This is a genomic window from Hyphomicrobium sp. (genome assembly GCF_041674905.1).
In the GTDB taxonomy this organism is placed as follows: domain Bacteria; phylum Pseudomonadota; class Alphaproteobacteria; order Rhizobiales; family Hyphomicrobiaceae; genus Hyphomicrobium_B.
The window spans coordinates 1-12,867 of sequence record NZ_JBAYUV010000015.1 but is presented as its reverse complement, the minus strand read 5'-3'; the positions used below and the strand labels follow the sequence as shown (position 1 = coordinate 12,867).

Genomic DNA, 12,867 nt, shown 5'->3' with positions numbered 1-12,867 from the left:
GGATACCAAAAAAGCTATGGCTGCTTTGGGCCACAAGCGGCCATGCAAAGCAACACTAGACAGCAAGGGCTGGGTGCACTAGAACAAAAAGTGAACATTAAACCCTGATTTTATTCTTGTCATGCCGTTGTCCTCAATTTCCGCAGGCAAAGCATCCGTCCTACTTCGCGAAGTCGTCGCTGCCCCCGGCCATGCGAGCGTCGCGGTCGGTTTTGGCCTGGCCTTAGCTGTGCAGACCATCTCGGCGGCATCAGCATCGCGCGCTGCCACGCTGCTGTGGGTGCGTGAAGCCGCTGCCGTGGTGGAAACCGGAGACGCCTATGGCCCGGGGTTGGCGGCCTTCGGTCTATCCCCCAGTGGCTGCATCATCATCGAAGCGCGCACATCCGTCGATGCTCTGCGCGCCGCGCTCGAAGGTGCGCGTTGTGCGGCACTCGGCGCTGTCGTTCTGGAAATGCGGGCTCCCATCGATCTGACGGCGAGCCGACGATTGAAGCTCGCAGCGGAAAAGTCCGGCGTTGCTATCGTGCTCGTTCGGCTGGGAGGCCATGGCGAACCCAATGCCGCACAACTCCGCTGGCGCGTGCAGGCCGCGCCTCAAGCGTCGGACCGGATGCGGCGCACGGCTTTCGAAATGATCGTGCTGAAGAGTCCGTCAGGGCTCGATGGCAGGCGTAGCATCGTGGAGTGGGATCATGACCGGAAATGCTTCACGCAGGCGTTATCTGTGCCTATGGATGCCGTTCCTGGCATCGGATCGCTGGCAGCGTGAAAACCGGCGTGACGAAGATCGGCCGCTGGTTTTCGTTGCCAAGGCGAAAGGCGTTTCGCAGCTGGCTGCGGTCGATGCCCGGGCCCGGTCTTTGGGCCTGCAATCCGGTATGGCGCTTGCTGATGCGCGGGCGCGTCTCCCCAGCGTGCGGGCGATCGCTGCCGATCCCTCGGCGGATGCGGCTTTCATCGAACGCCTTGCCGATCTGGCCGTAGCTTTTACCCCCTCGGTCGCCTTAGATCCGCCGGACGGTCTCGCACTCGACATCACGGGATGCAGCCACCTTTTTGCGGGAGAAGCCACGCTTGCCGCGCATCTGCAAAAGGTTTTGAGCACTGCTGGCGTATCGGTCGTGAAACTCGCTGTCGCGCCGACGCCCGACATGGCGCGGGCTTTGGCGCGTTTCTCCCGAACCAATCCATGCTTTGCCGATGACGATGAACGGGTTCGCGCGCTTCCGGTCGCGGCCCTCGAATGTGCGCCGGAAGATGCGACGGCCTTAAAGCGTGCAGGACTCAAGACGGTTGCCGACGTCGCCGACCGGCCGTCGCTGCTGTTTGCCGCCCGCTTCACGTCGGCTTTCACGGCGAAACTCGGTCGCGTGCTCGGAGAAGAAGATCGGCGCATTTCTCCCCTCCGTGAACCGGCCGCTTATCGAGCCGAGCAGCGCTGCGCGGAACCCGTCGCCAGTCACGATGTCATCGCTGGCATGCTTGCCGAACTGGCTACATCCGTCTGCGACCAGCTGGTCGCGCGGAGCGTCGGGGGGCGCATCTTCGAAGGTACATTTTTGCGGGCGGATGGCGCGGTTCGTCGCATCCGCGTCGAAACCAGCAGCCCAACGCGCCATCCCGATGTGATCTTGCGTCTCCACCGCGATCGCCTCGATGCGCTCGCCGATCCGCTCGACCCTGGATTCGGCTTCGATCTGATCTGTTTCGAGGCGATGCGAGTCGAGCCGTGGATTGAGAGCCAGGGCACATTCAGTGCGCAGGATGACCAGAAAGACGAGATCGCTCAGCTTGTCGACCGACTGAGCACCATGTTCGGACGCGAGCGCGTGATGCGGTTGCAGCCGATCGATAGCCATATCCCGGAACGGGCGCAGGCTGTGATTCCGGCCGTGCTTCCTGCGCCGCCGCACGAATGGGCCCGGCACATGGTGGACAGCACAGCGAGCTTGCGTCCGCCATTGATCTACCCGCGTCCGCATCCGATCGACGTCGAAGCCGATGACAACGCTAGGCCGAAAAGCGTCCGCTGGCGTCGCGTCATGCATCGCATTGCCAACGCGATCGGCCCAGAACGGATTGCGGAAGAATGGTGGCGTTCGCCGTCAGGCTATGGCACGCGCGACTACTATCGCGTCGAAAGCTCGGAGGGCCGTCGTTTCTGGATTTTTCGCGCGGCGGCGACGGCTGGCGGCGAACGGCAGAAGTGGTTTTTGCATGGAGTTTTTCCATGACCTCCTATGCCGAACTCGCCACCACCACAAATTTCTCGTTTCTGCGCGGCGCATCGCACCCTGAGGATTTCGTCACGCGCGCCGTCCTTCTCGGACACACGGGTATCGGTATCGCCGATCGCAATACGCTGGCGGGCGTTGTCAGAGCTTACGGCGCTTTGCAAGATTTGCGGCGCGAGGGATTGCCCGCACCGCAAAAAGTCCGTGAAGGTTCCGGTCCCGGCGAATACGCTTGGATTGAAAATGCCAAGCCGGGCGATTGGGCCAGCATTTCGGAAGCCATCAAGGCTCGCGCCGAAAGCTTTAAGCTGCTCGTCGGCGCACGCCTCGTATTCATTGATGGCACGCCGGATATTATCGCCTATCCGGAAAACCGCGCGGGCTGGGCGCGGCTCTGCCGCCTGCTGACGCTGGGAAAGCGCCTGGCAAAGAAGGGCGAATGCAGCCTTCGGCGAGAGGACTTGCTGTCCAACTGCGCGGACCTGCTCCTTATCGTCATTCCGACGCCGATGCTCGATGGTCTCGAAGCGCATCTCCGCACCGTCGTGAAGGCCGCGCCCGGAAATGTATGGCTTGCCGCGTCCGTGCATCTGAAAGGAGATGACCGTCGCGTTCTCTCTCGGCTGAGCGGCGTTGCGGCCTCTGCAAACGTTCCGCTGATTGCCATCAATGACGTGCTCTATGACGTCCCGGAGCAGCGACCGGTTCAGGACATCTTGACGTGCATTCGCGAAGGTCTGCGCATCGAGACGGCTGGCACACGGCTGGAAGCCAACGCCGAGCGCCACCTCAAGCCGCCTGCGGACATGGTTCAACTTTTCCGCGACTGTCCATCCGCCATCGCCGCCACGCAGGATCTGCGTGAACGCATCGTCTTTTCTCTCGACGATCTCAAGTATGAGTACCCCGAAGAGCCGGTGCCGTCAGGCTGGACTCCGCAAGGATGGCTCGATCATTTGACTTGGCAAAAGGCGGCCGAGCGCTATCCGAACGGCGTGCCGGAGAAAGTACGGCGGCAGGTGGAAGAGGAGCTACAGCTCATCGCGCAGCTCGATTATGCACCGTATTTCCTTACGGTTTACGACATCGTCCGATATGCCAAAGAAAAAGATATCCTTTGCCAGGGGCGCGGATCGGCTGCGAATTCCGCCGTTTGCTACGTGCTTGGCATCACATCGGTCGATCCCGACCAACACAATCTGCTTTTCGCACGCTTTATTTCAAGCGAACGGCGTGAGCCTCCGGACATCGACGTCGACTTCGAGCACCAACGTCGCGAGGAGGTGATCCAATACATCTATGAGCGATATGGACGCGAACGCGCCGGGCTGGTCGCGACCGTGATCCGGTATCGTCCACGCAGCGCCATTCGCGAAGTCGGCAAGGTGCTCGGCCTCAGCGAAGATATCACCAGCCGGATCGCGGGCACCGTGTGGGGAAGCTGGGGATCGGAAATTTCCGAAGCTCATCTCCGTCAGGCAGGAATAGATCATCGCAATCCCATAATCGGTCGGGCGATTGAGCTTGCCACCCGCATTCTTGGTTTTCCGCGTCATCTCTCGCAGCATGTCGGCGGGTTCGTGTTGGCGCGCGGACGGCTGGATGAGATCGTCCCCATTGGCAATGCAGCGATGGACGATCGGACATTCATCGAATGGGACAAGGACGACATCGATGTTCTCGGCCTGATGAAAGTCGACGTTCTGGCACTCGGCATGTTGACGTGTATCCGCAAAGCCTTCGACCTGATCCGCACGCACGAAGGCGAAAACTTCGATCTCCCGACCGTTCCTGTGGAACAGCGCGACGTCTACGAAATGCTTCAGAAGGGGGATTCGATCGGCGTCTTTCAGGTCGAAAGCCGAGCGCAGATCAACATGCTCCCGCGCTTGAAACCCGAAAAATTCTACGATCTCGTCATCCAGGTTGCGATCGTGCGGCCGGGCCCGATCCAGGGTGACATGGTGCATCCCTATTTGCGCCGCCGTAAAAATCCGAAAGAGGTGACGTTTCCTTCCCCGGCGCCCCCGCACGATCCGAATGAACTCTACGACGTGCTGTCGAGAACGCTCGGTGTTCCGCTCTTTCAAGAGCAGGCGATGCAGCTCGCCATGGTCGCGGCCAAGTTCACCGACGCCGAAGCCAATCAGCTCCGCCGTGCGATGGCGACGTTCCGCAATGTCGGCACGATCCATAAGTTCGAGTCGATGCTTGTCGAGCGGATGGTCGAGCGCGGATATGATCGCGATTTCGCGCAGCGTTGCTTCGATCAGATCAAAGGTTTCGGCGAGTACGGCTTTCCGGAAAGCCATGCGGCGGCGTTTGCCAAACTCGTCTATGTCTCGTCGTTCATCAAATGCCGCTATCCGGCGGCGTTCGCGTGCGCGCTCCTGAATTCGCAACCCATGGGATTTTATGCTCCGGCTCAGATCGTGCGGGACGCGCGCGATCATGATGTCGAGGTCTATCCTGTCGACGTCAACGAAAGCGATTGGGACAATACGTTATGTGCCGGTGCTGACGGCAGAACAGCGCTTCGGCTCGGCTTCCGGCAAATCGACGGGTTGTCGGAGGAGTGGTGTAAACGGCTGATTGCGCTCCGCCGCAACGGCTATACCGATGTCGATAATCTGGCTCGTCGCACGCGAATGCCACAACGGATGCTGCGGGTGATCGCTGATGCCGATTGCTTTCGCTCCATCGGTATCCAGCGTCGAGACGCGTTGTGGGCGGCACGGCGACTGCCCGATGCGGACACGCTGCCATTATTCGCGGCCGCCCATGAGCCGGATATGGGCGATGAACCCGATGCGCAGTTGCCGCCGATGTCGATCGGCGAACACATTGCGGTCGACTATCAGACCGCCCGGCTATCGCTCAAAGGTCATCCGATGGAATGGCTGCGCGCAATATTCCGAGGCGAAGGCATCGCTTCCTGCGCCGAGCTTGCCGCCCAACGCAACGGCAGCCGCGGACGCGTTGCCGGCGTCGTTCTCGTGCGGCAGCGGCCGGGCAAGGGCAACGCGATCTTCATCACCCTGGAAGACGAAACCGGAATTACAAATGCCGTGCTCTGGGCGCGCACGTTCGAGACGTTCCGCAAGGAGGTGATGGGCGGCCGCCTGCTGCTGATCGAAGGCAAAGTACAGCGCAGCCCCGAGAACGTCGTGCATCTCATGGCGACGCGCATCATCGACCGCACAGCGGAACTCGCCCGCCTATCGGAGACGCATGAGCCCACAATAGAACTGTCGCGCGCCGACGAATTCCTGCATCCACAAGCTTCCCGCGCCCGCCATCCCCGCAACGTCCGCATTCTGCCGGGTTCGCGAGACTTTCATTGATCTGTTTCGAAGACCGGCAATTACTTGATCTCCGGATCAATGACGTCGACCCCGGCCGAAGGCCGCAAGATTCCGTTGCCAGAACTCATCGGTGACGCCTTTGGTCAGCAGATCCTGGAACGGCTGGTTCCCGACGACCCTTTGATAGCGGTTCCAGATCTCGCTGTACGCAAGGCGCATGACTTCGCTCTGAGGCAGATACGGGATGCGAAGTTCCTCAGCGGTGTGGAGGACCGTGGTGAAACGCTGCTTCGCTTCGACGTCCTTGCCTTCGCGCATATCGCGCCACCGTTGCAGCAGTTCTTCGTCCAATTTCGCGACGATGGTCCGGGCGACGACGGCTTTGGGGTCGTCCGGAACGCGGATACGGGTGCTGACGAGGACTGGCGGCGCTGTTCAAAGCGATAGAATTCTTGACGGACGAGATACCAGAAGCCATCCCGCTTGACGGGATTGGCAGGTCTGTATTTCGCGTGCATTCGAAGCTCCGAAAAAATGGCGGAGCGTCTAAATGATCCACGAGATCTATGAGGTCGACTATGATGTCGTAGCCTCTCTTTGACCCGCTATATCCCTAGGGGGTCATAGATTTCGTGAGTTAATTTAATATGTTGAGCTGAAAATTGTTGGCGCCCCGTAGGGGACTCGAACCCCTGTTGCCCACGTGAGAGGCGGGTGTCCTGGGCCACTAGACGAACGGGGCCGGCGCAAGCCCCGACGTGTAGTCGGTTGGCGCCGTTCGATCAACCCCGAAAACGGTGGCTCAAGGCGCAAAAGCTGAAAACGGTGCGCGTACGCATCAGCGCGAATGGCCGCAGAGCAGGATCGCCGTACTCGGCCGTTCCGTTGTTGGGCTCTAGTTTTTCGGCAGCGCTTCCACCGGCTTCACATCCACGACGCGACGGCCCGTGTTGAGATCGAGAATGGTGATATCAGTCCCCGCCGGCCCGTCGTGGTGGACGGCCAGCCGATTTCCGGAAAGCGAGACCGATACAACCTTGGAGCCCTTTGGAATTTCGATGGTCACCTCGCCGGTGGTGCGCCAGGCCGCACTGATGCTCGGAATTCCTTGCCCTGCCGGGGATGGCGCGGTCGCAAGTCCGACCATTTTCACGATGACGGCGCCGACCCCCATCAGGATCAGGGCGCCTAATCCCATGACGACGATCTTGAGGTTGCGCTGCAGCCGTTGATCGCGCATCACTTCCGCCGAGGTGGGCTCACCGTTGCTCATGATGATCGTGCTTCTTTCTTTTCACCGTTTCTGATCGTTCCAGATATATCGTGCCAGATATCACGAAATCCCAAAACACGATCGAACTGACTGCCGCTCCAGAGGACGCCGGTCAGCGCCTCGATCGCTGGCTGGCGCAAAGGATCGAAGACCTGAGCCGCGCGCGCATCCAGGCGCTGATTCGCGACGGCTACGTCAGCGACGGAGAAACGATACGAGAGGCGCGGACCCCGGTCAAACTGGGCATGACGTACAGGGTCGCGCTGCCGCCTCCGGTCGCTCCGGATGTGGTGGGAGAACCTTTGCCACTGTCCATCGTCCATGAAGATGCGGACCTCATCGTCATCGACAAACCCGCTGGACTGGTCGTGCATCCGGCCGCGGGGCACGCCTCGGGCACGCTGGTCAACGCGTTGATCGCGCACTGCGGCGACAGCCTGTCCGGGATCGGCGGCGTCAAGCGCCCCGGGATCGTGCACCGCCTCGATAAGGATACATCGGGCCTGCTCGTCGTCGCCAAGACGGACGCCGCGCATCAAGGGCTTGCGGAGCAATTCAAAAGTCACGGTCGCGACGGCCGCCTGTTCCGAAGCTATCTCGCGTTCGTTTGGGGACGGTTGCCGCTCCCTAAGGGATCGATCAACGCGCGGCTCGGCCGCAGCCAGGCCAATCGCATGAAAATCGCCGTGAAGCGCGGCGAGGCGGGACGTTTGGCGACGACGCACTATGAGGTCGTGAAAGTTTTTCCAGGAGAGCGTCCGACTGGCGATATCTCGCTCGTCCGGCTCGTCCTGGAAACGGGACGCACGCATCAGATACGCGTGCATCTCGCGCATATCGGACATCCCGTTTTGGGGGATGCGGTTTACGGCAGTGGTTTCCGGACGCGCCTTGCCGCGCTGAGAGACGCCGTCCGTATCGCGTCTTCGAAGCTCTCGCGCCAGGCGCTACATGCCGAAACGCTGCAGTTCGAGCATCCGAGGTCCGGAAAAAAACTTAAATTTAACAGCGAATTACCAGAAGATTTGCGCCGCCTCGCCGTGGCTTTCGAAGCGACGGAAAAAGCCAACAAGAAACGTTTGTAGTGTGTGAGGCAATCAGCGGTTAATCCGTGTGCGCGACGCTCAAAACGTCGTGACTGGAACCCCCGGTGAATTGCGAGATTTAACCACTATGTAACGTGCGACGTCGGGGGCACGAAGATAGACTCCTACGACATGAAGGGAGCGACGGACCGTACCGCGCATGGCGGGTGAAGGTTCGTACAGGGCTAATGGCTACAAAAGGTCTGCCGTCACTGGCTGGCGGTTCGCTCGGTCTCTCGCGGTATCTCGAGGAGATCCGTAAGTTTCCGATGCTCGCGCCCAATGAGGAATACATGCTCGCCAAACGCTGGCAGCAGCATGAGGATTCCGATGCGGCCGAAAAGCTCGTCACGTCGCATCTGCGTCTCGTCGCGCGCATCGCGATGGGCTACCGCGGCTACGGCTTGCCGATCGGCGAAGTGATCTCCGAGGGCAACGTCGGCCTGATGCAGGCGGTGAAGCGGTTCGACCCGGAGAAGGGTTTTCGCCTCGCTACCTATGCGATGTGGTGGATACGCGCATCCATTCAAGAGTACATTTTGCGCTCGTGGAGCCTCGTGAAGATGGGCACCACGGCGGCGCAGAAGAAGCTGTTCTTCAACCTGCGGCGGGCTAAGAGCCAGCTGCAGGCTCTGGATGATGGTGATCTGCGTCCGGATCAGGTCAAGGCGATCGCGACCAAGCTCGGCGTTCCGGAAGACGATGTCGTGAGCATGAACCGCCGCCTGGGCGGCGACGCATCGCTCAACGCTCCGATCCGCGCCGAGTCCGAATCCGGCGAATGGCAGGACTGGCTGGTCGACGATACGCCGACGCAGGAAGACCGGCTCGTCGAGGACGAGGAGCTGGCACGGCGCAAGTCGTATCTGTCTTCGGCTATGTCCGTCCTGAACGACCGCGAACGCCGCGTCTTCGAGCAGCGGCGTCTGGCCGAAGAACCTGCGACGCTCGAAGAACTGTCGGCCGAGTTCGGCGTCAGCCGAGAGCGCATCCGCCAGATCGAGGTTCGCGCCTTCGAGAAGGTCCAGAAGGCGGTGACGTCGACGGCCCGCCGCGCCGAAGCCCCGGCGGCATAGAGTGCTTCCGGAAAAGTGGGCACCGGTTTTCCGGTAAGAAGCACAGCAAAACAAAGATCGAGTGCTTCCGGAAAAGTGGGCACCGGTTTTCCGATAAGAAGCACGGCAAAATAACGATCGAGTGCTTCCGGAAAAGTGGGCACCGGTTTTCCGGAGGAAGCACGATAAAACAAAGAGCTAGAGCTTTTCTGCGATTCTACCAAAATCGAAAAGGCTCTAGCGCCAGCCCGGGCCGCTTGCCCGTTTGTTTCTTGACGCGGCCACGTAGGACGCTTACCGAGCAATCTGCTTGTGAAGCATGGCGGTGCCACCCGGCGCCGCCATAATCATATTCAACGCTCTTTTTTCATGCGCCGCCGGTTTGCTCTCGTCTTCAATTCCAAAGCCGGCGTCGCGATTCCACGCCTGCTTGACGGCGTCCTCAGCGCGATGCGCGCGGCCGGCGCGAACGTCTTCCAGCTTCCGGCGCGCAGTGCCTCCGAAGCAGCCGAGCGGGTGGCGGAAGCCGCGCGCCAAGGGATCTGTGATGCGGTCATCGCGGCGGGCGGCGACGGCACGTTCCGCGCCGTTGCGACGGGCGCCGCCGGAACCGGCTTGCCGGTCGGGTTCTTGCCGCTCGGCACCGGCAATGTCCTGGCGCATGAGATCGGGCTTTCACGGCGCGCCCCGGACGTCGCCCGCGTCCTGCGCGAAGGATCGGTGATCGACGTCGGCGGCGGCACGATCAACGGCGCGCCGTTCTTTCTGATGGTCGGCGCCGGGTTCGACGCCCGCGTCGTCGCGCGCCTCAACTATCGCACCAAAAGGATGCTGGGCCGCGCCGCTTACGGCTATCCCGTGATCAAAACACTCGCGGAAGGCGTCCGGCATTTCGACGTCGAGCTCGACGGGCGCCGGTTTGAGGCGAGCTGGCTGATCCTGACGTTCGCGAGCCGCTATGGCGGTTCGTTCGTGTTGACGCGCGAGACGGGGGTCGGCCGCGACGGCCTGATCGCGGTCGTCATCGAGGCGCGCTCCCGTTGCGCGATCGCGAAGAGCGCGATTGCTTTGTCACTCGGTCGGTTGGGCAATCCGGAAACGCGCCCTTCCGGCGTCCATGTCCTGCCTGTGCGGCGGGCGCTGATCGGCCGGCAGGCGTTGGTGCTGATCGAGGTCGACGGCGACGAGGCGGGCCTGTCGCCGGTGGAGGTGCTGGCCGATGGGCCACGCGTTCGGCTGATCGTACCGGATACTCATGTTGCTGGTCTCACGGATCGTCACACGAATCGCGTACCCTAAGAACTGTGAAGGGTTGTGAGGCTTAGCCTTACAACACGTGCGAGCGTCAGAGCGAGATACGGGGATCGATGCCCATTTCTTCTCTGAACCGGATCCGGATGGACCGGCAGACAACTTTGAACGGCGCGTGGCAGCAGTGGACAGGGCTGCCCGAGGGAGCGTCGCTCAGGTTCAGGCTCGTCGCCTTTACGATCCCGTCCACCCCTTCCCGCTACTTCGATGTCGACTATCCGACGTTAGCGCGCCGCCCAGCGAGCCCGTGTGCTGAGCGTATGCGTGCGTTTCGCCCGACCACGAAGACCACCCCGCCGTTGTGGCGGGGCCGCGGACATCTGGAAGATGGAGTGCCTCATGCAGAAGCGCTATCGCCGGCCAGCCGATTTTCTCAGACCACTTGCGAGGAATGCTCCGCGTGAACTGTCGAGGAAACACCGCTGGTTGTTTCTGCTCTGGCGACAACACCTGAAATATCCTCCAAGTAGGAGGTAACTGGGCAATGCCGGGTAAGGTGCGACGAACCCCGGCCACATCGAAATAAAAAAGGCTGGCCGACGCGCCGGCCTTTTTTGTTTACGGCCTCTTCAGCGCTTCCGGCCGGCTCCGCGAAGCGGAGTCCGGAGCGCCGACGAAAAACCAGCGCTTCCGGCCGGCTCGCGGAACGCGAGTCGGAAGCGCCGATGAAAAACCAGCGCTTCCGGCCGGCTCGCGGAACGCGAGTCGGAAGCGCTAATCAAAAAGGCAGACGCGCGATCTCGTGCGAGAAATAGTTGTCGATTGCCGAGACGATCGACTGCGCAACCTTTCCGCGCCAGCCGTCGGATTGCAGGTTGCTCGCGTCCTGCTTGTTGGTGACGTAGGCGAGTTCGATCAGCACCGACGGGAATTGCGCCGTCTTGAGCACGCGGAACGCAGCCTGCTGATCCGGCTCGTTTCGCATAGGCGTGCTTTCCCCCATGTTCTCGATCACCGTCTTCGCGAACATGCCGGTGCGTTCGTGCGTCATTTCCAGGTCGCGTTCGGCGAGATCGGTCAGGATGCCTCGGACCGCGCCGACGTCGTCGCTGACCTTCCTGACCGTATCGATTTCCTCCGCCGAGAGAACGTTTTCGGCGGCATTGCCTTTGGCCGAGCGCTCGAGATTCTTAGCCACGCCGTCGCGCAGCGTGTAGATGGTGGCGCCGCGGGCACGCGAGCCGGTGTCGGAATAATCGGCATGAATGGCGATGAAGATGTTCGCCCTGTTGCGCTCGGCGTATTTCGTCCGGTCGTCGAGCGGAATGAACGTGTCGTCGTGGCGCGTCATCAGCACTTTATAGCGCCCGGTCTTTTCGAGCTGGTCGCGCAGCACGAGGCTGAAGGCGAGCACCACGTTCTTTTCGACGGTGCCGAATTTCACCGCGCCGGAGTCGTATCCGCCATGACCGGGATCGAGCACGATGACCGGCTTGAACGCTTTCGCGGCGCGTTCGGTCGGCTTTACGGCGGGGCGCGGCAGCGGCGGCTGCAACTGCAAGCCCGCGGCGCCGAGTGCCGAAGGCTCGGCGAATTCCTTCATGCCTGGGCCGCTCATCCCGGACCCGGCCGGGCGAATGACGATGGCAAGGCGCGACAGGCCCTTGTCGTCCTGCTCGATGCTCGAACTCTCGACGACGACAGGCTGCGTCACGCCAATGACGATACGCGTCGTCCCTGGCGCGGCAAGACCGGCGCGAACGGCTCTCACCAGCCCGACGGGCCTGTTCTCGTCAATGGCGGGGAGCTGCATGGTGATGTCGGGAAGTTCGACGACGACGCGGTTCGGATTCGAGATCGCGAAGACACGATAGTCGACCTTGCGCTCGAGCCCGACGACGAACCGCGTGCGAAGCACCTTCTCGCGGGAATCGGCGTTGGGCGTTGGGTTGGCGATCGCGATCTGCGACTTGCCCGTTTTCGGCGTTTCGGGATCGGGGCCTGCGGCTGCGGCCGGGCCAACGACTGCACAGAGCAACGCCGCTGCAAACGCGCAGCGCATCGCTCGTTGTGCCGGGCTTCGCATTCCTTGTTCCCCCGTGGCGCGTCCATGCCCCAAAGCGCCACAAATCGATTGTGTGCCTACGGAACGTGGCGTTTTGGCGGTCGGAGCGGTACGACGTTAAGGTTATGAGATGGCGGCGGTTAAGCTCTCGTTAAGCGTGATGAGAGGCTTTGAGTCGAGCAAATTCGTGGCGTTATCGCCGCGGCGTTTCCCAGTTCGCGGCAGCTCTGTCGTCGCTTTCTCGGGCATCGACCCAATGGCCTTTGCCGCTCGCCAACACTTCCTTTTTCCAGAAGGGTGCGCGCGTTTTCAGATAGTCCATCAGGAATTCGGCGGCGGCGAAAGCGTTCTGCCGGTGCGCCGCGCACGCGATCACAAGCACGATGTTGTCGCCCGGCTTCAACGGGCCGACGCGGTGCACGATCAGCGAAGCTGAAAGCTCGAAACGGCGCTGGGCTTCGGCCTCGATGCGCTCGAGCTCGGCCTCCGTCATGCCGGGATAGTGTTCGAGAACGAGTTCGGAGAGCGTTTCTCCGTCTTTATGATCGCGGACCTTGCCGACGAACAGCGCCACGCCGCCAATGCTCGTGTCGGAG

10 protein-coding genes and 1 tRNA gene are annotated in these 12,867 nt (G+C 61.5%); 7 read left to right on the top strand and 4 right to left on the bottom strand.

Going from position 1 to position 12,867, the window contains the following annotated elements:
- The first annotated feature begins 121 nt into the window (after positions 1 to 121).
- From WC026_RS08380 to WC026_RS08365, 4 genes are read left to right on the top strand one after another with little or no spacing between them, the layout of a single operon-like run.
- A complete protein-coding gene (locus WC026_RS08380) occupies positions 122 to 772 on the top strand; it encodes an ImuA family protein (protein ID WP_372710404.1) in 651 nt (216 codons plus the stop codon).
- A complete protein-coding gene (locus tag WC026_RS08375) occupies positions 696 to 2,237 on the top strand; it encodes a DNA polymerase Y family protein (RefSeq protein WP_372710403.1) in 1,542 nt (513 codons plus the stop codon). The genes WC026_RS08380 and WC026_RS08375 overlap by 77 nt, the downstream gene beginning before the upstream one ends.
- A complete protein-coding gene (locus tag WC026_RS08370; RefSeq protein WP_372710401.1) occupies positions 2,234 to 5,581 on the top strand; it encodes an error-prone DNA polymerase in 3,348 nt (1,115 codons plus the stop codon). The genes WC026_RS08375 and WC026_RS08370 overlap by 4 nt, the downstream gene beginning before the upstream one ends.
- 39 nt (positions 5,582 to 5,620) lie before the next feature.
- Positions 5,621 to 5,989 carry a hypothetical protein gene (locus tag WC026_RS08365; RefSeq protein WP_372710400.1) on the top strand — a complete coding sequence of 123 codons (369 nt, stop codon included), beginning with the start codon at positions 5,621 to 5,623 and terminating at the stop codon, positions 5,987 to 5,989.
- A 219-nt stretch (positions 5,990 to 6,208) separates the two neighbouring features.
- On the opposite strand, the gene WC026_RS08360 is transcribed toward WC026_RS08365, so the two are convergent.
- Positions 6,209 to 6,284 (bottom strand) — tRNA-Glu (locus WC026_RS08360).
- 153 nt (positions 6,285 to 6,437) lie between these two features.
- Positions 6,438 to 6,815 (bottom strand): hypothetical protein, encoded by a 378-nt coding sequence (locus WC026_RS08355; protein WP_372710399.1) that lies wholly within the window; start codon positions 6,813 to 6,815, stop codon positions 6,438 to 6,440.
- Positions 6,816 to 6,865: 50 nt separating this feature from the next.
- Between WC026_RS08355 and WC026_RS08350 the strand changes: the two genes are divergently transcribed.
- The 3 genes from WC026_RS08350 (at position 6,866) to WC026_RS08340 (ending at position 10,254) form a co-directional block, all read left to right on the top strand.
- The gene (locus WC026_RS08350) at positions 6,866 to 7,900 is read left to right on the top strand and encodes an RluA family pseudouridine synthase (protein WP_372710398.1); all 1,035 of its coding nucleotides are present in this window, start codon (positions 6,866 to 6,868) and stop codon (positions 7,898 to 7,900) included.
- A 188-nt stretch (positions 7,901 to 8,088) separates the two neighbouring features.
- Complete coding sequence (gene rpoH, locus WC026_RS08345) at positions 8,089 to 8,976, top strand: RNA polymerase sigma factor RpoH (protein ID WP_372710397.1); 888 nt, start codon at positions 8,089 to 8,091, stop codon at positions 8,974 to 8,976.
- A gap of 348 nt (positions 8,977 to 9,324) precedes the next feature.
- Complete coding sequence (locus tag WC026_RS08340; protein WP_372710396.1) at positions 9,325 to 10,254, top strand: diacylglycerol kinase family protein; 930 nt, start codon at positions 9,325 to 9,327, stop codon at positions 10,252 to 10,254.
- 730 nt (positions 10,255 to 10,984) lie between these two features.
- Here the strand turns inward: WC026_RS08340 and WC026_RS08335 are convergent.
- The gene (locus WC026_RS08335) at positions 10,985 to 12,292 is read right to left on the bottom strand and encodes an N-acetylmuramoyl-L-alanine amidase (protein ID WP_372710395.1); all 1,308 of its coding nucleotides are present in this window, start codon (positions 12,290 to 12,292) and stop codon (positions 10,985 to 10,987) included.
- 172 nt (positions 12,293 to 12,464) lie between these two features.
- On the bottom strand, positions 12,465 to 12,867 hold a 403-nt coding region (locus WC026_RS08330; protein WP_372710393.1), incomplete at its 5' end, for a molybdenum cofactor biosynthesis protein MoaE.